The following is a 23454-nucleotide window of genomic DNA, read 5'->3' as shown; positions in this document are numbered from 1 at the left end:
AAAGCGAACCACGGCCATGTCCTATCTCGAAAGCCTGCGCGTCTTCGTCCGGGTCATCGAGCTGGGCTCGATCACCGCCGGAGGCAGGGATCTGCGGCTTTCACCGGCAGTTGCCTCGAACCGCATCAAGGATCTTGAAAATCGCTTCGGGCTGCGGCTGCTCAATCGCACCACCCGCCGCCTGACCCCGACCGAGATCGGCCGCGCCTTCTACGACCACGCCCGTCGCGTCATCGATACGCTGGACGAGGCCGAGGCGCTGGTCAGCAGCTATTCGGGCAAGCCGCAGGGGGTGATCCGGCTGACCGCGCCCCTAGGCCTCGGGCGGCGGCTGATCGCGCCGCTGATCCCGCGCTTTTGCGACGACAATCCGGGGGTCGAGATCCGGCTGCGGCTGTCCGACCGCAGCGTGAACATCGTTGAGGACGCGATCGACCTGGCCTTCTTTCTGGGCGAGCCGGCGGATTCGGCGCTGAAATGGCGCAAGATCGCGGATTGCCCGCGGGTGCTGGTGGCGGCGCCCAGCTACCTGGAGGCGCGCGGGCGGCCGGCGAGCCTCGAGGATCTGGCAGCGCATGACTGCCTGCTGCTGCGCTATCCCCGCAGCCCGGAATACTACTGGGTGCTGGAGACGGAGGACGGGCCGCGCAAGATGATGGTCTCGGGGCGGTTCGACACGGATGACGGGGACGTGCTGCGGGACTGGGCGCTGGCAGGGCACGGCATCGCGAACCGCCCGCGCTACGAGGTGGAGGCGGAGCTGGCCTCGGGCGCGCTGGAGGTGGTGCTGCCGGCGCATCCGCCGGTCACGGCGCAGTTCGGCTGCCTGACCCCGCATCGGCGGCTGCAGGACCCGAAGGTCCGCATGTTCGCCGACTTCGCCCTGCGCGAGCTGCGGCCGCGCTTCTGAGGGGGAAGAACCTTGCCGGGGGCGGGAGGGGTGGCGCGGACGGCCCATCGAGGGGCCGTCCGCGCCAGGAGGCTGCGCCTCCTACGCCAGCACCCGGCGCAGGCGCGGCAGGAAGGGCAGGACCAGCGCGTCGAGGATCAGGACGGCCGCGAAGGTCAGCCCGGCCAGCGGGAAGGCGATGCCGATGATCAGCCCGACGGCGATGGCGCCCTTCCAGAGCGGCATGTCCGCCGGCATCGGCGGCGCGGCGAGGCGCCACTGGCCCGCAGGCCGGCGCTTCCACCACAGGACCACGCCCGAGAGGCAGAGGAAGATCACCGCGAGGCAGAAGACCGTGTTCGCCAGCACGCTCCAGAGGCCGAGCGTGCCCATGTGCAGCGCGATCCCCACGGCCATGGCCTTGCCGGCGAGCGCGTAGTCCTCGAACCGGACGTCGGCGAGGATGCGGCCGGTGTGGCGGTCGATATGAACGGTGCGGTCGGCGGTGGGATCGCTGCTGTCGGTGGACATGGAATCGCGGCTGAGGGTCCAGACGCCCGTCTCGCCCCGCGGAAGGTTCATCTGGTAGCGGCCCTCGAAGCCGATCCGGCGGGCCAGCGCGTCGATGTTGTCGATGCCCACCGCCTCGCCTTCGGCCAGACCCGGCGCGCCCGCCGCCGAGCCGGAGGCGGGCATGGGGGTCTGCTCCAGCGCCCAAGGGACCTCCTTGGGGCCATGGTTCAGGCTGGCATGGGTGGCGTCCGAGAGGGGCGCGTCCCATTTCTCGGCCGGAAAGGTGGACCAGGCCTGCATCATCCGCCCGCCCCAGATCCCGGCCCAGCTGAGGCCCGAGATCAGGAAAAACAGCAGGATCGCCGAGATCCAGATCCCCGTGCTGGCATGGAGCTGCTTCCACAGCGCCCTGCCTCGCGCCCGGACGCTCGGGATCAGCGCCCGGCGCAGCGAGCTGCCGCGCGGCCACCAGAGATAGAGCCCGCTCGCCAGCAGCATGATGCCGAGCGAGGCGGCGATCTCGATCACCCGGTCGCCGAAAACGCCCAGCATGAGCGAGCCGTGGACCTCGTCGGCCCAGTCATACCAGCCGCTGCGGCGGGGATGGACGGCGACGATCTGCGCCTCGTGCGGATCGACGGCGACCATGACCGGCCCGCCCGGCCCGTCGACGCGGAAGATCGCGGCGAGCCCCTCGGCGCGGGGGGCGATGTATTGCACCGTCTCCCCGCCCATCAGCGCGGTGGAGGCGACGGCGGCCTGCAGGTTCAGGCTGGCGGTGTGGGATTGCGGGGTGACGGGGATGCGCTCGCCGTCGCGGCCGTCCAGATGGGCGATCCACAGCATCATCAGGCCGGTGACGGCGAGGATCAGGAAGAAGGGCACGACGAAAAGGCCGGCATAGAAATGCCAGCGCCAGGCGGCGCGGTAGAGGCGGGCGGCACGGCCGGGCCGGGCGGCCTCGGACGCGGGAAGATCAAGGCTGGTCATGCGGCACCCCGCTTGGGCCGCGCCGGTCGGGTATGGGTCATGTCATGGCTCCTGTCGCGCCCGAGGGCGCGGATTCTCGATGAAGGCGATGGGGTCGAGAAGGTCAGGCGCGCGGCGGGGCGCGGGGGAAGCCATCGAGGCGCGGCGGCGCGGGCTGCGCCGGAAGCGGCGCGGCGGCGGGCGCGGGCGCCGGGATCAGGCGCTGCCAGAGCGGCGCGGCGAGCGGAGGCGCAGGCGTCAGGGCATGGACCAGCAGGCAGTCCTGCGCCTTGCCGATGACGGGGGCGCCCTCGCCCTCGGCAGGCAGCGTGATCTCCTGCAGCCCGTGGCCGGTGCAGATCACGACCGTCCGGCCGCCAAGGCCGAGATCGGCCAGCGCCGCCGCCGTCTTGGGCAGCGTGACGCCGAGGATCACCCCCAGCAGCAGGCAAAGGCGCAGCGCGTGCAGCATGCGCCGCCTATAGCGGCCCGAAGCCGATCTGTCAGCGGTGAAATCGCGCGTCACATCCCGGCAAGGCCGAAGGCGCCGACTTGCCGGAACCAGGCGATGATCGCCCGCCGCTCCTCCAGCGTCATGCTCGTGAGGTTCGCGGGCGGCATCGCGCCGGTGAGGCCGGCCTGGACGTAGATCTCGCGCGCGGCGCGGGCGACGTCGGCGGGCGTCTCCAGGATCACCCCCTTCGGCGCGTGGTGGATGCCGTCCCAGACCGGCTCGCGCGCATGGCACATCGAGCAGCGGCCGATGACGGTCTGCGTCACCTCCTCGAAACCGGGGGCCTCGGCGAAGCGCGTCTCGACCGGGGTCAGGGCGCGCGCCTCGCTTTCCTCGTAGCTGTCCTGCGTCAGGCCGGCCGAGGAGAGCCACATCACGCCCAAGAACAGCATGACGGTGACAGCCCAGGTCCACCAGCGATAGCCCTTGCGGGCGTGCATCGTGTTGAAGAAATGCCGGATCGTCACGCCCATCAGGAAGATCAGCGCCGCGATCAGCCAGTTCCACTGGCTGGCGAAGGCCAGCGGGTAGTGGTTCGACAGCATCAGGAAGACGACGGGCAGCGTCAGGTAGTTGTTGTGGGTCGAGCGGAGCTTGGCGATCTTGCCGTATTTCGGATCGGGCGCCCGCCCGGCCTTGAGGTCGGCCACCACGATCCTCTGGTTCGGCATGATGATGAGAAAGACGTTCGCCGTCATGATCGTCGCCGTGAAGGCGCCGAGGTGCAGCAGCGCCGCGCGGCCGGTGAAGACCTGGTCATAGGCCCAGCCCATGGCGACCAGCGCCACGAAGAGAAGCAGCATCAGCGCCGTCGGCCGCTCGCCCAAGGGCGACTTGCAGAGCGTGTCGTAGATCAGCCAGCCCACCGCCAGCGAGCCGGCCGAGATCGCCACCGCCTGCCAGACCGCCAGATCCGCCTTGGCCGGGTCGATCAGGAACAGGTTCGCCCCCGCCCAGTAGGTCACCGCCAGCAGCGCCGCCCCGGACAGCCAGGTCGAGTAGCTCTCCCACTTGAACCAGGTCAGGTGCTCGGGCATGCGCTCGGGCGCGACCAGATACTTGCGGATGTGGTAGAAGCCGCCGCCATGGACCTGCCATTCCTCGCCATGCGCCCCCGCGGGCAGGTCGGGCGCCTTTTGCAGGCCCAGGTCCAGCGCGATGAAGTAGAAGCTGCTGCCGATCCAGGCGATGGCGGTGATAACATGCAGCCAGCGGATCGCGAAGGCCAGCCATTCCCACATGATGACGGTGTCGGGGATCATCTCAGCTGCCCCGATAGGTCGAATAGCCGAAGGGCGAGACCAACAGCGGCACGTGGTAGTGATCATCCTGCGACATGCCGAAGCGGATCGGGATCACGTCCAGAAAGCGCGGCGCCTCGGCCGGAACGCCCGTCCGGTCCATCCAGGCCCCGGCGTGGAACTCCAGCTCGTAGCGGCCGGTCGCGTAGCTCTCGGCGGGCAGGATCTGCCGGTCGGTGCGGCCGTCGGCGTTGGTCACCAGCCGCGCCAGCTCCTCGCGCGCGCCGCCCTCGAGGCGGTAGAGGACGACCTCCATCCCCTCGGCCGGGCGCCCCCGCGCGGTGTCCAGCACATGCGTCGTCAGATAGCCCGGCATCTTGCGTCCCCTCTTCATGTCTTTCTGCCGTGATAGCCGATCCCGCCGCGCGGGCGAGTGCAAAGGCGTGCGAACCACTCTTTAGATAACGTGGATAATCCGCAACTTCGGCAGCGGCCCGCGCGGCTGCCGGCGCGCCGGGCAGAAGCTTCGCGGGCGGCGGCAATTCCCGTGGAAGGCTTTTCCGCGATCCTTTATGAGTCGCAGCAGGCGGCCCGCCCGGCCGCCGGTCTTCCCGCCGTTCGCGGCGGTCGTCACGGAGCAAGAGACATGGCTGAACCCATCCGGCGCAGGGGCCGCCCGAAGAAGGACGGGGCCGACGCGCCCGGCACCGTGCAGGCGCTGGCCCGCGCGCTGGACCTGCTGGACCTGCTGGCCGCACGGCCCGGCCTGACGCTGAGCGAGGTGGCCGAGGCCTCGGGCCAGGCGCCCTCGACCGTGCACCGCGTCCTGCACACGCTGGCACGGCGCGGGATGGTCGAGAGCGATCAGGCGACGCAGGCCTGGAACATCGGACCGGCGACCTTCCGGCTCGGCTCGGCCTTCATGCGCCGCTCGGGACTGGTGGAACGCGCCCGCCCGATCCTGCGCGCGCTGATGCGGCACACGGGCGAGACGGCGAACCTGGGGATCCTCGACGGGGACGCGGTGCTGTTCGTGGCGCAGGCCGAGACGCAGGAGACGATCCGCGCCTTCTTCCCGCCGGGCACGCGCTCGCCGCTGCACGCCTCGGGGATCGGCAAGGCGCTGCTGGCCTTCGGCAGCCCCGACGTGCAGGAGGCGCTGACCGCGCGCTGCGCCCTGCCCCGGTTCACACCCACCACCCTGGCCGAACCGGCCGCGCTGGCCGCCGACCTGGTCCGCATCCGCCATCGCGGTTTCTCCTTCGACGACGAGGAGCGCACACGCGGCATGCGCTGCATCGCCGCCCCGGTCTTCGATCTGTCGGGCGAGGCCATCGCCGGCATCTCGGTCAGCGGCCCGTCTCACCGGATCGGGCACGAGCACGTCAAGACGCTCGGCGCGACAGTGGCCGCCGCCGCGGCCGAGCTGTCCGAGGTGATGGGCGGCGGCCCGCTGTCCTAGCGTGGGGCCTAGTGCCCGCCGAACAGGGCGAACTTGGCCACGAACAGCGCCGCGATCACCCAGGTCGCGGCATGAACCTCGGACGCGCGGCCGGTCAGCAGCTTGATGACGGCGTAGCTGATGAAGCCGAAGGCCAGCCCGTTCGCGATGGAATAGGTGAAGGGCATGGCGATGGCGGTCAGAACGGCCGGCGCGGCCTCGGTGACGTCGTCCCAGATCACCTCGGCCAATTCGCGCACCATCAGCGTCGCGACATAAAGCAGCGCCGGCGCAGTGGCATAGACCGGCACCGCACCCGCCAGCGGCGCGAAGAACATCGCCGCCAGGAACAGCACGCCCACCACGACAGCCGTCAGTCCCGTGCGCCCGCCCGCCTGCACGCCCGAGGCGCTTTCGACATAGGCGGTGGTCGAGGACGTCCCCAGCAGCGAGCCCGCCGTGATGGCCGTCGAATCCGCCATCAGCGCCCGGCCCAGGTTGGGGTTGGTGTGCGTCGGCCCCTCGGTCAGCAGGCCGGCGCGCTTGGCGACGCCGATCAGCGTGCCGGTGGCGTCGAAGACCTCGACCAGCACCATGACCAGCACGACCTGGAAGATGCCGTAGGTCAGCGCGCCCATCAGGTCGAGTTGCAGGAAGGTCGGCGCGATGGAGGGCGGCATCGACACGATCCCTCCGAAGGTCGACACGCCGAGGGCGATCGCCGCCACCGTGACGACGAGGATGCCGATCAGGATCGCGCCCGTCACCTTGAGCGCGTCCAGCGTCACGATCAGGAAGAAGCCCGCGATGGTCAGCAGCGTGCCCGTCGCCGTCAGATCGCCAAGCGCGACCAGCGTTGCCGGGCTGCCGACCACGATCCCCGAGCCCTGCAGCGCGATGATCGCCAGGAACAGCCCGATCCCCGCCGCGATGGCGCTGCGCATGGATGTGGGGATGCCCGCGATCAGCCAGCGCCGGACGCCCGTGACCGTCAGGATCAGGAAGATCACCCCGCTGATGAACACGGCGCCGAGCGCCTGCTGCCAGGTGAAGCCCATGACGCCGACGACCGTGAAGGCGAAAAAGGCGTTCAGCCCCATGCCCGGCGCCATGCCGATGGGCCAGTTCGCCCAGAAACCCATGATCAGCGAGCCGAGCGCGGCGGCAAGGCAGGTCGCCACGAAGACCGCGTTCCGGTCCATCCCCGTCGTCGCCAGGATGTCGGGGTTGACGAAAATGATATAGGCCATCGTCAGGAAGGTGGTGACGCCCGCGATCACCTCGGTGCGGACGGTGCTGCCCTTCTCGGACAGCTTGAAATATCGTTCCATTTGGGTTCCTCTCCGGCCCGCCGCATCTGCCGGGCCGCTCCGGCGCGCAGCTTGGGTGCTCGGGACCGTCGCCGCAATCGCGCTGGCGCCGCAAGTCTTTCAATGCCTTTTTGAAAAGCACCGCCATCTTCGCCGATTCCTTGATAGAGAATTCGGCAGCTTGCGCCTTGCATGCGCCCCGCGCGCGCGAAAAGGTGACGCGAAGTCAGACCGGAGGGACCCGATGCGCTACAGCCGCGACTTGCGAGGATATGGACGGACAACGCCCGATCCCCGGTGGCCCGGCGGCGCCAAGATCGCGGTCCAAATCGTCGTCAATTACGAGGAAGGCGGCGAGAACAGCATCGAGCATGGCGACGCCGCCTCCGAGGCGTTCCTGTCCGAGATCATCGGCGCCCAGCCCTGGCCCGGCCAGCGGCACTGTAACATGGAATCGATCTACGACTACGGCGCGCGGTCGGGATTCTGGCGCCTGCTGCGCCTGCTCGAGGGCATCCCCGTCACCTGCTACGGCGTCGCCACCGCGCTGGAGCGCAGCCCCGAGCAGGTCGCGGCCATGCAGGCCGCGGGATGGGAGATGGCGACCCACGGCCTCAAGTGGATCGACTACAGGAACGTCCCGCGCGAGGACGAGGCGCGGCACATCGCCGAGGCCGTGGCCCTGCACACCGCGGTCTGCGGCGAGCGGCCGCGCGGCTTCTACCAAGGGCGCACCTCGATGAACACGGTCGCGCTCGGCTGCGAGGAAGGGGGCTTCGCGTATCTCGCCGACACCATCGCGGACGAGCTGCCCTATTGGCACGTCCACGAGGGCCGCCCGCAGCTGATGGTGCCCTACACGATGGACGCCAACGACATGCGCTTCTCCTCAGGCCAGGGCTTCGGCACCGGGACGGACTTCTTCGACTATCTGCGCGACAGCTTCGACATGCTCTATGCCGAGGGCGCGGCGGGGGCGCCCAAGATGATGTCCGTCGGCCTCCATTGCCGCCTTGCGGGCCGCCCCGGCCGGGCGATGGCGCTGAAGCGGTTTCTGGACCATGCCCGCGCGCATGACGGGGTGTGGTTCGCCACCCGCCTCGACATCGCGCGCCATTGGGCGGCCGAGCATCCCCATGCCCCCCGCCCCCGCCCCTCGCAGATGGAGCGCGCCGATTTCGTCGACCGCTTCGGGGGCATCTACGAGCACTCGCCCTTCATCGCCGAGCGGGTCTGGGACAACGAGATGGGAGCGGTCCATGACAATGCCGCAGGCCTGGCCGCCCGCATGGCGCAGGTCTTCCGGCAGGCCTCGGACGAAGAACGGCTCGGCCTGCTGGCCGCCCACCCAGACCTTGCCGGCAAGCTGGCGCAGGCCAAGCGCCTGACCGCCGAGAGCACGGCCGAGCAGGCCAGCGCCGGTCTCGATGCCCTGACCGATGCCGAGCGGGCAGAATTCACCCGCCTGAACGAGGCCTATGTCGCCAAGCACGGCTTCCCCTTCATCATCGCGGTGCGCGACCACGACAAGGCCGGCATCCTTTCCGCGATGCAGGCGCGCGTCGACAACGACACGCTGACCGAACGCGCTACCGCCGAAGCGCAGGTCGTCCGCATCGCCACCCTCCGCCTGCAAGAGGCCCTGAAATGACCGACCAGCCGCCGAAGGGCGCCCCGACCGGCGACATCGCCCGCGTCCTCCCCGACCAGCACACCGGCCCCTATGCCGGCCCCGTCGCGGGCCTGCCGCCGCAGACCGGGATGACCACGGACACGGCCGTCTTCACCGAGGCCTATGCCGTCATCCCCCGCACCGTGATGCGGGACATCGTCACCTCCTACCTGCCCGGTTGGACGGGGATGCGGATGTGGATGCTGGCGCGCCCGCTGACCGGCTTCGCCGAGACCTTCAGCCAGTACATCGTGGAACTGGCCGAGGGCGGCGGCAGCGACACGCCCGACGACGACCCCGAGGTGCAGCACGCCCTTTTCGTGACCGGCGGCGACATGCAGGTGGTGATCGACGGGACCGAGCACCTGCTGACCCCCGGCGGCTTCGCCTATATCCCACCCGCAACGCCGTGGAAGATCCGCAACCGCACGGCCGGTCCCGCCGGTTTCCACTGGTGGCGCAAGCGCTGGCAGCCCTTCGCCGGGACCCAGAAGCCCGACCCGATCGTGGTGCAGGAGCAGGACATCGCCCCCTCGATGATGCCCGACACGGACGGAGCCTGGGGCACGACGCGCTTCATGGACCCGGCCGACTTGCGCCACGACATGCACATCACGGTGGTCACCTTCAAGCCCGGCGGCTCGATCCCCTTCGCCGAGACGCATGTGATGGAGCACGGCCTCTTCGTGCTGGAAGGCAAGGCCGTCTACCGCCTGAACCGCGACTGGATCGAGGTCGGACCGGGCGATTACATGTGGCTGCGCGCCTTCTGCCCACAAGCCTGCTATGCGGGCGGTCCGGGGCGCTTCCGCTACCTGCTCTACAAGGACGTGAACCGGCACGCGCCGCTCTGGCCGAACCGCTGAGGGAACGGCGGGCGGCTTCGGCGGGTTCTTCCGCAGCAGCCAAGGAGCCGCCCCCATGATCTGCCTCTCCCGCCTCGCCCCCTTCGCCGCCCTGCTGGCGGCCCTGCCCCTCGCCGCCCTCGCCCAGACCGAGGGCGAGAGCGCGGTTCCCGCCTATCTCGACGACCGCTCGACCCCCGAACAGGTCGTTACCTCGATGTACAACGCCATCAACCGGCAGGAATATCTGCGCGCGCACAGCTACTATGATCCCGGCACCGCGCCCGAATGGCCCGCCTTCCGCGAGGGCTACCAGGACACCGCCAGCGTCCGCCTGCGCACCGGCGAGATCATCACCGAGGGCGCGGCCGGCACCACCCATTCCGCCGTCCCCGTCGCGATTGAGGCGAGCCGCGCCGACGGCACGACCGAGGTCTTCGCGGGCTGCTACCGCCTGACGCAGGTGCAGCCCGCCGCGCAGGAGACCCCGCCCTTCCGCGGCATCCAGATCGACAGCGGCACGCTGGAGCCGGCCGAAGCCGCGTTCGATGACGCGATGGGCAGCTGCGATCTCTAGACCTTGGCGGCCTCGGGCGGCGGCGTCTGCGCCGCGCCCCGCAGCCGTGCCTCGCGCCAAGTGATGTAGCAGATCGCCCCGATCATCAACGCCCCGCCAAGGATCACCCAGGGGTCGAGCGGCTCGGCGAAGACCAGGACACCAACCAGCGCCGCCCAGATCAGCTGCAGGAAGGTCACCGGCTGCGTCACCGTCAGGGGCGCGGCCGCGAAGGCCCGGGTCATCGTGTAATGCCCCGCGGTGGCGAAGACCGCGACAAGTCCCAGCCACAGGACCTGCGCCAGCGTCGGCGGCACCCAGACCGCCCAGGCCAGCGGCGCCAGCCCGACCGCGACCGTCAGCGACATCATCGCCACGACCACCGAGGCCGGCACCCGCTCGGACAGGCGCTTGGCGACGAGATACGAGGCCCCGAAGGCCACCGAGGCCAGGACCTGCGACAGATGCCCCGGATCGATGACCCGCAGCCCGGGCCGCAGCACGATCATCGCGCCGAGCATCGCGACCGCGATGGCCGCGATGCGCCGCAGCGCCAGCCGCTCGCCCATGAAGAGCGCCGCGCCGATGGTCACGATGATCGGGTTGAGAAAGCCGATGGCCGTCACCTCGGCCACGGTGATGCGCGACATGGCGTAGAACCAGGCGATGACCGCCACCACGTGCAACGCGCCACGCAGGCCGAAAAGGCCCCAGGTCCCGCGCGGAAAGCCCCCGCGCAGCGAGGCCCAGATGACCGGGAACAGGAAGACGAGGCCGAAGAGAAACCGGATGAAGGCCGCCTGCGGCGCCGGCACGGCCCCGTCGAGGCTGCGGACGATGGCGTTCACCGCGACGAAGCACAGGCCCGTCGCCACCATCCAGCCGATGCCGACAAGATCGCGGCGAGTCTCCAAAGGCGCTTGCATCATCTGCAAATGCCGCCAAAGCGCTCCGCGCGCAAGAAGAATGAGGCCCCGCCCCCATCTTCTGTGCGGAAATATCCCGGGGGGTCCGGGCGGCAGCGCCCCCCGGCCGTCGCGGGACGCAGGACTACATCTGGGCCGCGACCTCGTCGGACAGGTCGAAATTGCCGGTGACGTTCTGCACGTCGTCATCGTCCTCGAGCGCGTCGATCAGCTTCATCAGCTTCGCGGCGGTCTCGGCATCGGTCACCTCGGTCGGCGCCTGCGGCTTCCAGATCAGCTTGGCGGTCTCGGACTCGCCGAGGCTCGCCTCCAGCGCCACGGCCACGTCGTTCAGCGCCGTGTCCGCGCAATAGATCCAGTGCCCCTCCTCGTCCGACTGCACGTCGTCCGCCCCGGCCTCCAGCGCGGCCAGCATCACCGTGTCGGCGTCGCCGGCCGAGAGCGGGTACATGATCTCGCCCACCCGGTCGAACATGAAGCTGACCGAGCCGGTCTGGCCCAGATCGCCGCCCGCCTTGGTGAAATAGCTCCGCACGTTCGAGGCCGTGCGGTTGCGGTTGTCGGTCATCGCCTCGACCACCAGCGCGATGCCGTTCGGGCCGTAGCCCTCGTAGCGGATCTCGTCATAGTTCTCGGCGTCGCCGCCCTGCGACTTCTTGATGGCGCGGTCGATCACGTCCTTGGGCACGGACTTCGACTTGGCCTCCTTCACGGCGAGCCGCAGGCGCGGGTTCTTCTCGGGGTCAGGATCGCCCATCTTGGCGGCGACGGTGATCTCCTTGGCGAGCTTCGAAAACAGCTTCGAGCGCAGCTTGTCCTGCCGCCCCTTGCGATGCTGGATGTTGGCCCATTTGGAATGGCCTGCCATGTCCGGTCGTCCTTCAAGCCTGTCAATACGTGTTGCACGGCTTCATAGTCCAGCCGCCCCTCGCATCGCAAGACGAACCGGCGCGGCTTTCGCCACGTTGCACCCCAAGAGGCGCCGCAGGGGCGCCCGGCGAAGGGACAGTTCATGACATATCCGCAGGCGGTGCTGTTTGCTCTTCTGGGAGCAATCATGGTGCTGATGTTCTGGGGGCGCTGGCGGCACGACCTCGTGGCCTTCGCCGGGCTGATGACGGCGGTCCTGCTGGGCATCGTGCCCTCGGCCGACGCCTTCTCGGGCTTCGGCAACCCGACGACGCTGATCGTGGCGCTGGTGCTGATCGCGACGGCGGGCCTCTCGCGCTCGGGGGCGGTCTCCCGGCTGACGCGGCTGATCGCGGGGACCGAGCGGGGGACGACGGGCCATATCCTCGTCTTCGGCTCGGTCGGCGGTTTCCTGTCGGGCTTCATGAACAACATCGCGGCCCTTGCCATGCTGATGCCGGTGGACCTGCAGGCGGCGCGCAAGGCCAAGCGCGCGGCGGGGCTGACGCTGATGCCGCTGGCCTTCGCCACCATCCTCGGGGGGATGCTGACGCTGATCGGCACGCCGCCGAACCTGATCGTCTCGGGCTTTCGGGCCGACGTGCTGGGCGAGCCCTACCGGATGTTCGACTTCCTGCCCGTGGGCGGCGCGGTGGCGCTGGCCGGCATCGCCTTCATCGCGCTCATCGGCTGGCGCCTCCTGCCGCAGCGCACGGCCGAGGCCGGCGGCAACGACGGCCCGCAGCGCCGCTACATCGCGGCCCTCGTGGTCGCGCCCGGCAGCCTTCCGAACCTGCGCCGCGTCGCCGATGCGCGGGCCGAGGCGCAGAAGCACTCCGTCCGCATCACCGGCGTGCGCCGGCGCGGGCAGGACATCGCCGGCAATCTCGACGAGCAGCAAATCGAGGACGGGGACGTGCTGATCCTGCGCGCCGACCCTGCGGCGCTGGACGAATACCGCTCGACCCAGAACCTCGCCTTCCCCGACGGCCGGTCCGAGCCGCGCGCCCGGCCCGACAGCGAGGGGCAGCACCTGGTGGAATGCCTCGTGCCGGCCGCCTCGGACCTCGTCGGCCGCTCGGTGCAGTCCTTCGGGATGCTGAACCGCCATGACAGCGTGCTGATCGGGATGCGCCGGCGCGGCGTCGCCCTGCGCGAGGCGCTGGCCCGTCAGGAGGTGCAGTCGGGCGACCTGCTGCTGATGCTGATGCCCGAGCGGCGCAGCGACGAGGTGCTCCAGGCCGCCAGCCTCCTGCGGATCGACGGCGGCAGCCTGCCCGTCCAGCGCGAGCGGCACATGCGCACGGCCATCACGCTCTTCGCACTGGCGGTGCTGGCGACATCGCTCGGGCTGACGACCATGCCCATCGCCCTCGGCGTCGTCATCATCGCCTATGTGCTCTTCGGCGTGCTGTCGGTGAACGAGATCTACTCCCACGTGGACTGGCCGGTCATCGTGCTGCTCGGCTCGATGATCCCGCTCGGGCTGGCCCTGGACGAGACGGGCGGCACCGCCCTCATCGCCGGCGGCCTTGCCAGCCTGACCGAGGGCTACGGCCCGTCGATCACGCTCCTGCTGCTGATGGCGGCGACGATGATGCTGTCGGACATCCTGAACAACAACGCGACGACGATCATCGCCGCGCCGGTCAGCATCCGCCTGGCCGAAGAGATCGGGGTGCAGCCCGACGCCTTCCTGATGGGCGTCGCGGTCGCGGCCTCCTGCGCCTTCCTGACGCCGATCGGGCACCAGAACAACACGCTGATCCTCGGCCCCGGCAACTACCAGTTCGGGGACTACTGGCGCATGGGCCTGCCGCTGGAGCTCATCGTGCTGGCCGTCTCGGTCCCACTGCTGCCGATCGTCTGGCCGTTCTAGCGCATCCATACGCAAAACGCGGCCCTGAGGGCCGCGTTGGACTGTCCGCGCCAGAGGCGGACAAGATGGCCGCAGCGCCGCAGCGGTCAGATGGCGGCAGCGCCGCCCAGGATGCGGCGGACTTCGCCGTCGCGGGTCAGGCCCTTCGCGGCCAGTTCCTCGTCCGAGACCTCGCTCAGGCGGTGCAGTGCGCGCATCTGCGGGCTGGCTTCGGCCAGCATGATCATGAAGCGCCCGATGGCGCGGAACGGTGCCAGCAGAACCGAGGACGAAAAGCCGCCGGCCTGAGCATTGGTGGTGATGGTCGCCATGTGGAAACTCCTTGCAACTCGGTCAGGCGTTTCCTCCCCTGCGACCTAGATCGGCCTTCGGGCCCCGGATCGCAACCGCCGATGCTGCATGGCAGCATTGCGCCTCCCGAAGGGCGGGTTAACGCGCCTTAACCGAGCGGCCAGATGATCGGGATCAGCACCGAGGCGACAAGCGCCATCAACAGGTTCAGCGGGACGCCGATCTTGAGGAAGTCGGTGAAGCGGTAGCCGCCCGGCCCGTAGACGAGCGTGTTGGTCTGATAGCCGATCGGCGTCGCGAAGCTGGCCGAGGCGCCCATCATCACCGCGATCACCAGCGGGCGCGGGTCGACCCCAAGCGTCGTGCCGAGGCTGATCGCCAGCGGCGTCACGATGACCGCGACGGCGTTGTTCGTCACCGTCTCGGTCAGGATGGTCGCCAGAAGGTAGATCGCCAGCACCAGCGCCCAATGCGGCAGCGTCGCGAGCCAGGGTGCGACCTGATCGACGATCAGCTGCACCGCGCCGCTGTTCTCCAGCCCCGCGCCGACGGCGAGCATGGCGAAGATCAGCGCCATGAGGCGGCCGTCTACGAAGGACAGCGCCTCGTCCGCGTCGATGCAGCGCGTTCCCAGCACCACCGCCGCGCCGATGAACGACAAAAGCAGGATCGGCGCCACCTCGAAGGCTGAGAGGATCACCACCGCCAGAAGCGTCGCGACCACGATGGGCGCATGCCGGCGGCGATAGGCGCGGTCCGAGGGCGCGTTCACCTCGACCATCTCCATGTCGGCGGCGAGGCGCTGGATGTCGCCCATCGCGCCCTCCAGCAGCAGCGTGTCGCCGACGCGGACGACGAGGTCGTCGAGCTGCCGGCCGATGTTCTGGTTCTTGCGGTGCGCCGCCAGCACGTAGACGCCATAGCGCCGCCGCAGCCGCATCGAGCCGAGCGAGCGGCCGACCATCCGGCAGCCCGGCGTGATCAGCACCTCGACCGTCGTCGTCTCGACCGAGGAAAGCTTGTCCACCATCCGCAGGTCCTTGTGGGTCTGAAGGCCCAGGACCTCGGACATGGGGGTGCGCAGGACCACGCGGTCCCCCTCCTCCAACCGCACGGCGGGCAGGTCGCGGCGCAGCGAGGCGTCCCCGCGCAGGACGTCGATCACCCGGGCATTGTCGCGCGCGAAGATGTCGACCTCGTCCAGCGCGCGGCCGACCAGCGAGGAATCCTCAGGGATGGCGACCTCGGTGAAGAACTTCATCTTGCTGCGCCCGGAGAGCAGCTGCGACATCGAATCGCGCTCGGGCAGCAGCTTGGGGCCGAAGACCAGCAGGTAGGCGACGCCGACGATGGCCATCGGCAGGCCGACCCAAGTGATCTCGAAGATGGTGAAGTGGCGCAGGCCCTGGGCCTGCGCGACGCCGTCCACGAGGATGTTGGTCGAGGTGCCGATCAGCGTCATCGTGCCGCCGAGGATCGACAAATAGGACAGCGGAATCATGACCTTGGAGGGGGAAGTTCCAAGTTCCTTGGCCAGCTGCATGAAGATCGGGACCATCACGACGACCAGCGGCGTGTTGTTCACGAAGGCCGACATGATGCAGACCACGATCGAGAGCAGCGCCAGCGTCATCACCGGGTGATCCCCCGCATGGCGCGAGGCGCGCTGGCCCATCCAGTCCAGCGCCCCGGTCCGCACGAGGCCGGCCACGATGATGAACATGAAGGCGATGGTCCAGGGCGCCGAGTTCGACAGCACCGCCGGGATGCGGGCGGGGTCGAGCAGGCCCAGCAGCAGCAGGACGACCGCGCCGATGATGGCCGTGACCTCGGGCGGGTAGGTCTCGCGCACGAAGAGGATCAGCATCCCGATGATGACGAAGATCGTCACCACGGCGCCGGTCGTGCCGGCCAGTTCAAATCCGAACATTCACAACTCGATTCGTCTTCTGTGGATGCGGCGCCGCCGCGCCTGCGGCATCCTGCGCGAACTGGACCGCCGCTCGCAAGGCTCAGCCAGCGGCCGGACCCGCCGGGGCCAGCCGGCCGCCGTCGCGCACGGCATGGATCGCGCGGGCCAGGCCGGTGCGATCGTCGGTCTCGACCAGCACGCCCGCCAGCGTCGCCTCGCCCTCGGCCGGGGTGAAGCGGTCGCGGCTCATGCCGGTGACGAAGCGGCGCAGCGGCTCGGTCTTCTCCATGCCAATGACGCTGTCATAGTCGCCGCACATGCCGGCATCGGACTGGAAGGCCGTGCCGCGCGGCAGGACCTGCGCGTCGGCGGTGGGCACATGGGTGTGCGTGCCGACGACGAGGCTGGCGCGGCCGTCGCAAAAGTGGCCGATCGCCATCTTCTCGCTGGTCGCCTCGGCATGGATGTCGACGACCGCCGCCTGCACCATCCCGCCAGGGGGATGCGCACGCAGCACCGCGTCCAGCGCCGAGAACGGGTCGTCATAGGGCCGCGACATGAACACCTGCCCGAGCGCCTGCACCACCAGCGCCTTGCGCCCGCGCGCGTCGCTGATGACGGCATGGCCGCGGCCCGGCGCCTCCTTGGCGAAGTTCAGCGGGCGGACGATGCGCGGCTCGCGGTCGATGAAGGCCAGCATGTCCTTCTGATCGAAGGCATGATCGCCGAGCGTCAGGCAGTCGGCGCCCGACTCGAGCAGCAGTTGGGCATGGCCCGCGGTGATGCCCCGGCCGCCGCTGGCGTTCTCGGCATTGACGATGACCAGGTCCGCCTTCAGCCGCGCGCGCAGGGCCGCCAGCCGTTCCGAGATCGCGCGGCGGCCCGCACGGCCCATGACGTCGCCGAGGAAAAGGATCTTCATGCGCTTCCTGCTAAGACAGTTTCACCGGCGGCTCAAGCCGCCGCGGCCACGCAAAAGGCCGCCCGAGGGCGGCCTTCCTGAATGCGATGATCCGAAAGATCAGACGAACTGGATGTTCGTCGCCGATTCGCGACCGTCGCGGCCACGCTCGAGCTCGTAGGTCACCTTCTGGCCATCGGCCGGAGCCGACAGGCCCGCGCGCTCGAGAGCCGAGATGTGCAGGAACACGTCCTGGCGGCCGGCTTCCGGCTGGATGAAGCCGAAGCCTTTGGTGCTGTTGAACCATTTCACGGTGCCGTTGGCCATCGTGAGATCTCCTGTCTTAGATACCGCTCGCGACATGCAGCGGCTTGGCCCAGTCAGATTAACAAAGCAGACTGAAGGCAGACGCAGACAGGATGCAGAGAATTCACCGAAGCACGGTCAAGATAGACGCTTGCGCGGCGATGTTCAAGGCCGCCCGGTGGCCTTTGCGCGCCCGCGCGGGCTTTCGCCTGCCCACGGGTGGGCGATGGTGCCGGTTGAGGGACTTGAACCCCCGACCCCCTGCTTACAAGGCAGACGCTCTACCGCTGAGCTAAACCGGCGAACCCTTGCCTGCGATAGCGCGCCGGCCGCCGTTCTGCAAGCCAAGCCTCGTGCGCGCCAGAAGCCCCACGGCCAGAAGGCCCACGGCCATGACCAGCAGCGCGGCGGGCGCGGCATTGCCCAGATCCTCGACGCTGGCGCGCTGATGGGCGCGGGTGGCGAGGGTCTCGAAGTTGAAGGGGCGCAGCAGCAGCGTGGCGGGAAGTTCCTTGACGCAATCCACGAAGACCAGCAGCAGCGCCGCGCCGACCGAGCCGCGCATCATCGGCAGGAAGACGTCGCGCAGCACCCCCGCATGGCTGCGCCCGAGCGAGCGCGCCGCCATCGGCAGCGAGGGTGGCACGCGCGTGAAGGCCGCGTCCAGCGCCCCCTGCCCGATCGCGAAGAACCGGACGACATAGGCCAGGATGATGGCAAAGCCCGTGCCGGTCAGCATGAGGCCGGGATCGGTGCCGGTCAGCGCCAGCCAGCCGTCCGCCAGGCGGTGGTCCAGCGCGGCCAGCGGGATCAGGATGCCCACCGCCAGCACCGCGCCGGGCGCGGCATAGCCGATGGTGGTGATCGGCAGCAGCAGGCGCGGCAGGCGGCGGCCCGAGATGCGCACGCCATAGACCATCACCAGCGCCAGCCCCACCGTCAGCACCGCCGCGACCGAGCCGAGGCTGACGGTGTTCCAGGCCGCCCGCGCCAGGCCCGGCGTCAGCCAGCCCTGCGGGTAGGACAGCGCGTAGCTGAGGATGACGCCGACCGGCAGCACGAAGCCCAGCAGGAACGGAAAGAGGCAGGCCGCCGTCGCCAGAAGCGCCGCGGCCCCGTGCAGGCGCTGCGGCTGGATCGGGCGCGGCTGGCGCGCGCTCTGATGGAAGCGGGCGCCGCGGCGGCCGAACCGCTCCCACAGGGCCAGGATGACGACGACCAGCAGGATCACGCAGGCGATCTGCGCCGCGCCGCCCGCGTTGCGCCGCTCGAGCCAGGTGGTGAAGATGCCGGTGTTCAGCGTCTGCACGCCGAAATAGGTGACGACCCCGTAATCGGCGACGGCCTCCATCATGGCGATGGCCGAGCCGGCGACGATGGCCGGACGCGCCAGGGGCAGGCCGAGCCTCCAGAACATCGCCCAGGGCCCGGTGCCGAGCGCGCGCGCGACCTCGTAGGCGCTGCCCGACTGCTCGTTCAGGGCGGCGCGGGTCAGCAGGTAGACATAGGGGTAAAGCGCCGCGGCCAGCACGACGATCGCCGCCTCGATCGAGCGGATGCGCGGAAACCAGTAATCGCGCGAGGATTGCCAGCCGAACCAGCCGCGCAGCGCGGTCTGCACCGGCCCGGAATAGTCGAGGAAGTCGGCCAGCGCGTAGGCGCCGATATAGGCGGGCACGGCCAGCGGCAGCAGCAGCAGCCATTGCAGCGGGCGGCGCAGCGGAAACTCGTACATGCTGACGAGCCAGGCCGCCCCCGCCCCCATCGCCGCCGCCAGAAGCCCGGTGCCGGCGGCCAGGACCACCGTCGCGGTGAAGTAGCGCGGCATCACCGTCGCCATCAGATGCGGCCAGATGTTGTCGGTGGGGCGCGCCGCCATCCACAGGACCGACAGCACCGGCAGCAGCACCAGCGCCGCGACCAGCGCGGCCGCCACCGACCAGCGCCGCCCGCCGCCCTGCCGCAGGCCGTGCTGGAGCGACCGCGCCTCCGATGCCTGTGCTGCCCCGTCCGTCATGGCAGCAGCGGTTAATGGAAAGCGGTTTGACTGTCCACGCCGGATGGCTAGTCTGCGCGCTGCCCCTTGGGGGCGGGAACAAGCGGCAGACAGGCGGTCCACTTCATGCAACTGGTCTTTCACGTGGGGGTGCATGGCACCGATGGCGACCGGATGCTGAAGACCCTGCTGAACAACCGGAACTGGCTCTTGAAGAACGGCACCGAGGTCGTGACCCCCAACCGCCACCGCGGCATCATCGACGAGGCGCTGGCCTCGCTGGACGGCGGCGCGGCCAGCGGCGAGATGGAGGGGATCATGCTGGACGCGATGCTGGAAAGCGACGCGCCGGCCCGCGTGGTCATGTCGACGCCGACCTTCATGGGCGCGCCGGGGCGGGTCTGCGGCCGCGAGGGGCTTTATCCGCAGATGGCGGCGCGGGTGGCGGCGCTGATGCGCCTGTTTCCCTCGTCCGAGACCGAGTTCTTCCTGGCCATCCGCAACCCGGCCACGCTGCTGGCCGAGGTGCTGCCGCAATTTGCGGGCGGCGGCTATGACGAGCTGGTGCAGGGATGCGGCCCGCAGGACCTGCGCTGGCGCGAGCCGATCCGCCAGCTGGTGCAGGCCGCGGGCGGCCGGCGTGTGGTGATCTGGTGCCACGAGGACGTGCCGCTGATCTGGCCCGAGGTCGTGCGCCTCGTCGGCGGCATGCCCGCCGACGTGCCGCTGGCCGGCAGCCTTCTCTACATGCACGAGCTGCTCGGCGACCTGGGCATCGCCCGCCTGCGCGAGGCGATGGCGGGCCAGGACCAGCTGACCGTCGCACGCCGCCGCCAGATCTATGCCGAGGTCCTGGCCCTGCACGCCCTGCCGGGGATGTTGGACCAGGTGATTGAGCTGCCCGGCTGGACGCAGGAGATCGTGGACGAGGTGACGCGGAACTACCGCGCCGACGTGGCCGAGATCGCGGTCCTGCCGGGGGTGGAGTTCATCCTGCCCTGACCGGCCCGCCTGCCCGGCTCAGACCATGCCGAGCGCGGTCTTGTACATCTCGAGGATGGCCTCTTCCTCGGCGATGTCGTCGCGGTGGCGCTTTCGCAGCGCGACGATCTTCTTCATCACCTTGGTGTCGTAGCCGCGCGCCTTCGCCTCGGCCATGACCTCCTTCTGCCGCTCGGCAATGTCCTTCTTCTCGGCCTCGAGCTGCTCGAACTGCTCGATGAACTGGCGCAGCTCGTCGGCTGCGACGCCATAGGCCTGATCGTCTTGCATCGGATGTCCCCTTCCGCTTTTCGCGCCCTGTTAGGCCGTCTTGCCGAAGGGTGCAATCACCGCTAACCCGTCCCTGCATTCTCGGGGGACGACCGCCATGACCTTGTTCGACGCCATCATCTGGATCGGGGCCGCGCTGACGCTGGCCGGGCTGGCCGGGCTGGTCTGGTGCATCGTCACCGTCTCGCGCGCCAAGCGCGCGGGCATGGAGGACGCGGCGTTGCGCGAGAAGATGCGCGGCGTGCTGGCCGTCAACATGGGCGCGCTGGCCGCCTCGGTCATCGGGCTGATGATGGTGGTCGTCGGCGTCGTGCTGGCGCCATGAGGGCGCTGGTCCAGCGCGTCACCGAAGCCTCGGTCGAGGTCGAGGGCGCGGTCGTCGGCCGCTGCGGCGCGGGGCTGATGATCCTCGTCTGCGCGATGGCGGGTGACGACGACACAGCGCCGGCCAAGCTGGCCGCGCGGGTCGCCAAGCTGCGGATCTTCCGCGACGATCGGGGGCGCATGAACCGCTCGCTTCTGGACACCCAAGGCAGCGCGCTGGTCGTCAGCCAGTTCACCCTGGCGGCCGACACCCGCACCGGCAACCGCCCCGGCTTCTCGTCCGCCGCCACGCCCGAGGACGGGCGGCGCCTCTACGAGGCCTTCGCCGCGGCGCTGCGCGAGCAGGGCATCGCCGCCGAGACCGGCGTCTTCGGCGCCGACATGAAGGTGCGGCTTGTCAATGACGGGCCGGTGACGATCTGGCTGGACAGCAGCGACCGCGCTTGACTTCGGCGCCCCCCTGCCCCATCTACCGGCTGTCGCCCCTTGCTGCCGCGTGAGCAGCCGCAGGTTCCTGCCAGAAGGCGCGGCATTTTCCAGTTTCCCATTCACGCGGGGAGGCAGCAGGCATCCTCGTATAGCGCCTGCACCCCTGCCACGAGCCGCGCCACGATGCGCGGCCCCTGCCTTTGCGTCCGATACGGGGGATGCGAGGGACGAAAGACATTGACCATGGAACAGACCACGACCCGCCGCCGCCCGAACCGCGGCCAGAACAGCAACCCCCGCCCGGCCGCGCCCCTGGCCGCCAATGAAGGCCGCCGCGTGACGGCGCGCGAGCCGCTGCCCACCGGTCCCTTCGCGGACATGGGCATCGATCACCGCATCAACGCCAACATCACGGCGATGGGCCTGACCACGCCGACGCCGATCCAGGCGCAGGGCATCCCCTCGGTCGTCGCGGGCCGCGACGTCTTGGGCCTGGCGCAGACCGGCACCGGCAAGACGGCCGCCTTCGGCCTGCCGATGCTGACGCGCCTGATCAAGTACGGCAAGAAGCCCGACCCGCGCACCTGCCGGGCCCTGATCCTGGCACCGACGCGCGAGCTGGCCACCCAGATCGCCACCAACATCGACGCCTATGCCGAGGGCACGCCGATCCGCAGCTTCCGCGTCGTCGGCGGCGCCTCGATCAACGTGCAGACCGAGCGGATGTCCAAGGGCGTCGACGTGCTCATCGCGACGCCGGGCCGGCTCATGGACCTGATCGAACGCCGCGCGATCGACCTCTCGGCCACCACCTACCTGGTGCTGGACGAGGCCGACCAGATGCTGGACATCGGCTTCATCCACGCGCTGCGCAAGATCGCGCGGATGCTGCCCAAGGACCGGCAGACGCTGATGTTCTCGGCCACCATGCCGAAGCTGATGCAGGAACTGTCGGACACCTATCTGACGGACCCGGTCCGCGTGGCCGTGAACCCTCCGGGGCAGGCAGCCAAGAAGATCGAGCAGGGCGTCCATTTCGTCGGGCAAGGCGACAAGGCCACGCTGTTGGCCGAATACATGTCCAAGCACACGAACGAGCTGGCGATGGTCTTCGGCCGCACCAAGCACGGCTGCGACAAGCTGGCCAAGCTGCTGGAGAAGTGGGGCTTCGCCGTCGCCGCGATCCACGGCAACAAGAGCCAGGGCCAGCGCGAGCGCGCGCTGGAAGCGTTCCGCCAGGGCCAGACCAAGGTGCTGGTGGCGACGGATGTGGCCGCGCGCGGCCTCGACATCCCCGAGGTGGCGCATATCTACAACTACGACCTGCCGAACGTGCCCGAGAACTACGTCCACCGCATCGGCCGCACCGCGCGTGCCGGCCGTGACGGGCGGGCCGTGGCGCTGTGCGCGCCGGCCGAGATGGACGAGCTGCGCGCCATCGAGAAGGCGATGAAGACCACGATCCCCGTGATCGGCGGCGAGCCCTGGGCCTCGGCTCCGGCGCCGGCCGGCCGTCCGCAGCGCGGGCGCCCCTTCGGCGCCGGCAATGCCCGCCCGGCGCGCAAGCCGCAGCAGGGCGGCAACGCCAAGCGTCGCGGCTGACGCGCATTGAAGACGACAGGGAAGCGGCCGGGGGAGATGCTCCGGCCGCTTTCGCTTGAGGAGCCGGCGCCGGGGCGTTATGGCGCAGCGCCATGGCCAAGCTCTATTTTCACTACTCGACCATGAATGCCGGCAAGAGCACGCTGCTTCTGCAGGCCGCCTACAACTACCGCGAACGCGGGATGGAGACGCTGCTGCTGACCGCCGCCATCGACGGGCGCGCGGGCGCGGGCCGGATCGGCAGCCGCATCGGCATCGGCGCCGACGCCACCGTCTTCCACCCCGAGACCGACCTCTTCGCGCTGGTCCAGGCGGACTGCGCCGGCTGCGCCTGCGTCTTCGTGGACGAGGCGCAGTTCCTCTCGGCCGCGCAGGTCTGGCAACTTGCCCGCATCGCGGACGACCTCTCCATCCCGGTCATGTCCTATGGCCTGCGCGTCGATTTCCGGGGCGAGCTGTTCCCCGGCTCGGCCGCGCTTCTGGCGCTGGCGGACGACCTGCGCGAGGTCCGCACCATCTGCCATTGCGGGCGCAAGGCGACGATGGTGATCCGGCGCGGCGAGGACGGGCGCGCCATCACCGAGGGCGCGCAGGTCCAGGTCGGCGGAAACGAGACCTATGTCTCGCTCTGCCGCCGCCACTGGCGCGAGGCGGTCGGACGATGACACCGCACCCGTGACAACAGATCCGTGACATCAAATCTGCCGGCTGCGACCTCGCGCGCGTTGCGAGGTGGCGGGGCTTGATGTAACCATTC

The 23454-nt window shown here is 69.7% G+C and carries 24 protein-coding genes and 1 tRNA gene; 11 read left to right on the top strand and 14 right to left on the bottom strand.

Annotation, left to right across the window (positions count from 1 at the left end; all coding sequences use genetic code 11):
- Nucleotides 1–16: 16 nt before the first annotated feature.
- Nucleotides 17–910 (top strand): LysR family transcriptional regulator, encoded by an 894-nt coding sequence (locus tag BLP73_RS02740; RefSeq protein ID WP_090739999.1) that lies wholly within the window; start codon nucleotides 17–19, stop codon nucleotides 908–910.
- 81 nt (nucleotides 911–991) lie between these two features.
- On the opposite strand, the gene BLP73_RS02735 is transcribed toward BLP73_RS02740, so the two are convergent.
- The 4 genes from BLP73_RS02735 to uraH form a co-directional block, all read right to left on the bottom strand.
- On the bottom strand, nucleotides 992–2392 hold the full coding sequence (locus BLP73_RS02735; protein WP_090739997.1) for a PepSY-associated TM helix domain-containing protein: 1401 nt from the start codon (nucleotides 2390–2392) through the stop codon (nucleotides 992–994).
- 103 nt (nucleotides 2393–2495) lie between these two features.
- The gene (locus tag BLP73_RS02730) at nucleotides 2496–2843 is read right to left on the bottom strand and encodes a DUF2946 family protein (protein ID WP_090739995.1); all 348 of its coding nucleotides are present in this window, start codon (nucleotides 2841–2843) and stop codon (nucleotides 2496–2498) included.
- Nucleotides 2844–2893: 50 nt separating this feature from the next.
- Nucleotides 2894–4147 carry a urate hydroxylase PuuD gene (locus tag BLP73_RS02725; protein WP_245686514.1) on the bottom strand — a complete coding sequence of 418 codons (1254 nt, stop codon included), beginning with the start codon at nucleotides 4145–4147 and terminating at the stop codon, nucleotides 2894–2896.
- Nucleotide 4148: 1 nt separating this feature from the next.
- Nucleotides 4149–4502, bottom strand: a complete 354-nt coding sequence (gene uraH, locus BLP73_RS02720; RefSeq protein ID WP_090739994.1) for a hydroxyisourate hydrolase — start codon at nucleotides 4500–4502, stop codon at nucleotides 4149–4151.
- 270 nt (nucleotides 4503–4772) lie between these two features.
- Here uraH and bhcR point away from each other — a divergent pair, with 270 nt between their 5' ends.
- A complete protein-coding gene (bhcR, locus tag BLP73_RS02715; RefSeq protein WP_090739992.1) occupies nucleotides 4773–5588 on the top strand; it encodes an HTH-type transcriptional regulator BhcR in 816 nt (271 codons plus the stop codon).
- A gap of 8 nt (nucleotides 5589–5596) precedes the next feature.
- Here the strand turns inward: bhcR and BLP73_RS02710 are convergent, their stop codons facing one another.
- The gene (locus BLP73_RS02710) at nucleotides 5597–6898 is read right to left on the bottom strand and encodes an NCS2 family permease (protein WP_090739990.1); all 1302 of its coding nucleotides are present in this window, start codon (nucleotides 6896–6898) and stop codon (nucleotides 5597–5599) included.
- Nucleotides 6899–7121: 223 nt separating this feature from the next.
- Here BLP73_RS02710 and puuE point away from each other — a divergent pair, with 223 nt between their 5' ends.
- The 3 genes from puuE to BLP73_RS02695 are packed head-to-tail and all read left to right on the top strand — an operon-like array spanning nucleotide 7122 to nucleotide 9971.
- Nucleotides 7122–8528 (top strand): allantoinase PuuE, encoded by a 1407-nt coding sequence (puuE, locus tag BLP73_RS02705; RefSeq protein ID WP_090739988.1) that lies wholly within the window; start codon nucleotides 7122–7124, stop codon nucleotides 8526–8528.
- Entirely contained in the window at nucleotides 8525–9415 is an 891-nt protein-coding gene (locus BLP73_RS02700; protein WP_090739986.1) for a bifunctional allantoicase/(S)-ureidoglycine aminohydrolase, read from the top strand. Before puuE ends, BLP73_RS02700 begins: the two co-directional genes overlap by 4 nt.
- Before the next feature lie 55 nt (nucleotides 9416–9470).
- On the top strand, nucleotides 9471–9971 hold the full coding sequence (locus BLP73_RS02695; RefSeq protein ID WP_090739984.1) for a hypothetical protein: 501 nt from the start codon (nucleotides 9471–9473) through the stop codon (nucleotides 9969–9971).
- Here the strand turns inward: BLP73_RS02695 and BLP73_RS02690 are convergent.
- Nucleotides 9968–10876 (bottom strand): DMT family transporter, encoded by a 909-nt coding sequence (locus tag BLP73_RS02690; protein ID WP_245686513.1) that lies wholly within the window; start codon nucleotides 10874–10876, stop codon nucleotides 9968–9970. The genes BLP73_RS02695 and BLP73_RS02690 overlap by 4 nt on opposite strands.
- A gap of 124 nt (nucleotides 10877–11000) precedes the next feature.
- Nucleotides 11001–11744: a YebC/PmpR family DNA-binding transcriptional regulator gene (locus BLP73_RS02685; protein ID WP_090739983.1), complete on the bottom strand. Its 744-nt coding sequence runs from the start codon at nucleotides 11742–11744 to the stop codon at nucleotides 11001–11003.
- A gap of 144 nt (nucleotides 11745–11888) precedes the next feature.
- On the opposite strand from BLP73_RS02685, the gene BLP73_RS02680 reads away from it, so the two are divergent.
- A complete protein-coding gene (locus BLP73_RS02680; protein WP_090739981.1) occupies nucleotides 11889–13664 on the top strand; it encodes an SLC13 family permease in 1776 nt (591 codons plus the stop codon).
- A gap of 86 nt (nucleotides 13665–13750) precedes the next feature.
- Here BLP73_RS02680 and BLP73_RS02675 read toward each other — a convergent pair whose 3' ends face one another.
- From BLP73_RS02675 to BLP73_RS02650, 6 genes are all read right to left on the bottom strand, one after another.
- Nucleotides 13751–13975 carry a hypothetical protein gene (locus BLP73_RS02675; RefSeq protein ID WP_245686512.1) on the bottom strand — a complete coding sequence of 75 codons (225 nt, stop codon included), beginning with the start codon at nucleotides 13973–13975 and terminating at the stop codon, nucleotides 13751–13753.
- Between the two features lie 128 nt (nucleotides 13976–14103).
- Nucleotides 14104–15885, bottom strand: a complete 1782-nt coding sequence (locus BLP73_RS02670) for an SLC13 family permease (RefSeq protein ID WP_090739980.1) — start codon at nucleotides 15883–15885, stop codon at nucleotides 14104–14106.
- A gap of 82 nt (nucleotides 15886–15967) precedes the next feature.
- Nucleotides 15968–16789: a TIGR00282 family metallophosphoesterase gene (locus tag BLP73_RS02665; RefSeq protein WP_090739978.1), complete on the bottom strand. Its 822-nt coding sequence runs from the start codon at nucleotides 16787–16789 to the stop codon at nucleotides 15968–15970.
- A gap of 99 nt (nucleotides 16790–16888) precedes the next feature.
- Nucleotides 16889–17095, bottom strand: a complete 207-nt coding sequence (locus BLP73_RS02660; protein WP_090739976.1) for a cold-shock protein — start codon at nucleotides 17093–17095, stop codon at nucleotides 16889–16891.
- Nucleotides 17096–17301: 206 nt separating this feature from the next.
- Nucleotides 17302–17376 (bottom strand) — tRNA-Thr (locus BLP73_RS02655).
- Nucleotides 17367–19091, bottom strand: a complete 1725-nt coding sequence (locus BLP73_RS02650; protein ID WP_090739975.1) for an ABC transporter permease — start codon at nucleotides 19089–19091, stop codon at nucleotides 17367–17369. Before BLP73_RS02650 ends, BLP73_RS02655 begins: the two co-directional genes overlap by 10 nt.
- A gap of 105 nt (nucleotides 19092–19196) precedes the next feature.
- On the opposite strand from BLP73_RS02650, the gene BLP73_RS02645 reads away from it, so the two are divergent.
- On the top strand, nucleotides 19197–20072 hold the full coding sequence (locus BLP73_RS02645; protein ID WP_090739973.1) for a hypothetical protein: 876 nt from the start codon (nucleotides 19197–19199) through the stop codon (nucleotides 20070–20072).
- Nucleotides 20073–20090: 18 nt separating this feature from the next.
- Here the strand turns inward: BLP73_RS02645 and BLP73_RS02640 are convergent, their stop codons facing one another.
- A complete protein-coding gene (locus BLP73_RS02640) occupies nucleotides 20091–20342 on the bottom strand; it encodes a DUF2312 domain-containing protein (RefSeq protein WP_090739972.1) in 252 nt (83 codons plus the stop codon).
- A 97-nt stretch (nucleotides 20343–20439) separates the two neighbouring features.
- On the opposite strand from BLP73_RS02640, the gene BLP73_RS02635 reads away from it, so the two are divergent.
- The 4 genes from BLP73_RS02635 (at nucleotide 20440) to BLP73_RS02620 (ending at nucleotide 23362) form a co-directional block, all read left to right on the top strand.
- Nucleotides 20440–20667 carry a hypothetical protein gene (locus BLP73_RS02635; protein WP_175453211.1) on the top strand — a complete coding sequence of 76 codons (228 nt, stop codon included), beginning with the start codon at nucleotides 20440–20442 and terminating at the stop codon, nucleotides 20665–20667.
- The gene (gene dtd / locus BLP73_RS02630; RefSeq protein WP_090739970.1) at nucleotides 20664–21113 is read left to right on the top strand and encodes a D-aminoacyl-tRNA deacylase; all 450 of its coding nucleotides are present in this window, start codon (nucleotides 20664–20666) and stop codon (nucleotides 21111–21113) included. Before BLP73_RS02635 ends, dtd begins: the two co-directional genes overlap by 4 nt.
- A 360-nt stretch (nucleotides 21114–21473) precedes the next feature.
- On the top strand, nucleotides 21474–22697 hold the full coding sequence (locus BLP73_RS02625; protein WP_245686526.1) for a DEAD/DEAH box helicase: 1224 nt from the start codon (nucleotides 21474–21476) through the stop codon (nucleotides 22695–22697).
- Nucleotides 22698–22789: 92 nt separating this feature from the next.
- The gene (locus BLP73_RS02620) at nucleotides 22790–23362 is read left to right on the top strand and encodes a thymidine kinase (RefSeq protein ID WP_090739966.1); all 573 of its coding nucleotides are present in this window, start codon (nucleotides 22790–22792) and stop codon (nucleotides 23360–23362) included.
- Nucleotides 23363–23454 lie beyond the last annotated feature (92 nt).

Origin of the sequence: Paracoccus tibetensis (assembly GCF_900102505.1) — a bacterium.
Lineage (GTDB): Bacteria > Pseudomonadota > Alphaproteobacteria > Rhodobacterales > Rhodobacteraceae > Paracoccus > Paracoccus tibetensis.
Note: the sequence above shows the minus strand (reverse complement) of the source record. Positions and strands in the feature narration are given on the sequence as shown.

Excerpts from the sequence above, each read along its gene's own strand:
- BLP73_RS02740 (WP_090739999.1), top strand. The coding sequence starts at position 17 with ATGTCCTATCTCGAAAGCCTGCGCGTCTTCGTCCGGGTCATCGAGCTG.
- BLP73_RS02735 (WP_090739997.1), bottom strand. The coding sequence starts at position 2,392 with ATGACCAGCCTTGATCTTCCCGCGTCCGAGGCCGCCCGGCCCGGCCGT.
- BLP73_RS02730 (WP_090739995.1), bottom strand. The coding sequence starts at position 2,843 with ATGCTGCACGCGCTGCGCCTTTGCCTGCTGCTGGGGGTGATCCTCGGC.
- BLP73_RS02725 (WP_245686514.1), bottom strand. The coding sequence starts at position 4,147 with ATGATCCCCGACACCGTCATCATGTGGGAATGGCTGGCCTTCGCGATC.
- uraH (WP_090739994.1), bottom strand. The coding sequence starts at position 4,502 with ATGCCGGGCTATCTGACGACGCATGTGCTGGACACCGCGCGGGGGCGC.
- bhcR (WP_090739992.1), top strand. The coding sequence starts at position 4,773 with ATGGCTGAACCCATCCGGCGCAGGGGCCGCCCGAAGAAGGACGGGGCC.
- BLP73_RS02710 (WP_090739990.1), bottom strand. The coding sequence starts at position 6,898 with ATGGAACGATATTTCAAGCTGTCCGAGAAGGGCAGCACCGTCCGCACC.
- puuE (WP_090739988.1), top strand. The coding sequence starts at position 7,122 with ATGCGCTACAGCCGCGACTTGCGAGGATATGGACGGACAACGCCCGAT.
- BLP73_RS02700 (WP_090739986.1), top strand. The coding sequence starts at position 8,525 with ATGACCGACCAGCCGCCGAAGGGCGCCCCGACCGGCGACATCGCCCGC.
- BLP73_RS02695 (WP_090739984.1), top strand. The coding sequence starts at position 9,471 with ATGATCTGCCTCTCCCGCCTCGCCCCCTTCGCCGCCCTGCTGGCGGCC.
- BLP73_RS02690 (WP_245686513.1), bottom strand. The coding sequence starts at position 10,876 with ATGCAAGCGCCTTTGGAGACTCGCCGCGATCTTGTCGGCATCGGCTGG.
- BLP73_RS02685 (WP_090739983.1), bottom strand. The coding sequence starts at position 11,744 with ATGGCAGGCCATTCCAAATGGGCCAACATCCAGCATCGCAAGGGGCGG.
- BLP73_RS02680 (WP_090739981.1), top strand. The coding sequence starts at position 11,889 with ATGACATATCCGCAGGCGGTGCTGTTTGCTCTTCTGGGAGCAATCATG.
- BLP73_RS02675 (WP_245686512.1), bottom strand. The coding sequence starts at position 13,975 with ATGGCGACCATCACCACCAATGCTCAGGCCGGCGGCTTTTCGTCCTCG.
- BLP73_RS02670 (WP_090739980.1), bottom strand. The coding sequence starts at position 15,885 with ATGTTCGGATTTGAACTGGCCGGCACGACCGGCGCCGTGGTGACGATC.
- BLP73_RS02665 (WP_090739978.1), bottom strand. The coding sequence starts at position 16,789 with ATGAAGATCCTTTTCCTCGGCGACGTCATGGGCCGTGCGGGCCGCCGC.
- BLP73_RS02660 (WP_090739976.1), bottom strand. The coding sequence starts at position 17,095 with ATGGCCAACGGCACCGTGAAATGGTTCAACAGCACCAAAGGCTTCGGC.
- BLP73_RS02650 (WP_090739975.1), bottom strand. The coding sequence starts at position 19,091 with ATGACGGACGGGGCAGCACAGGCATCGGAGGCGCGGTCGCTCCAGCAC.
- BLP73_RS02645 (WP_090739973.1), top strand. The coding sequence starts at position 19,197 with ATGCAACTGGTCTTTCACGTGGGGGTGCATGGCACCGATGGCGACCGG.
- BLP73_RS02640 (WP_090739972.1), bottom strand. The coding sequence starts at position 20,342 with ATGCAAGACGATCAGGCCTATGGCGTCGCAGCCGACGAGCTGCGCCAG.
- BLP73_RS02635 (WP_175453211.1), top strand. The coding sequence starts at position 20,440 with ATGACCTTGTTCGACGCCATCATCTGGATCGGGGCCGCGCTGACGCTG.
- dtd (WP_090739970.1), top strand. The coding sequence starts at position 20,664 with ATGAGGGCGCTGGTCCAGCGCGTCACCGAAGCCTCGGTCGAGGTCGAG.
- BLP73_RS02625 (WP_245686526.1), top strand. The coding sequence starts at position 21,474 with ATGGGCATCGATCACCGCATCAACGCCAACATCACGGCGATGGGCCTG.
- BLP73_RS02620 (WP_090739966.1), top strand. The coding sequence starts at position 22,790 with ATGGCCAAGCTCTATTTTCACTACTCGACCATGAATGCCGGCAAGAGC.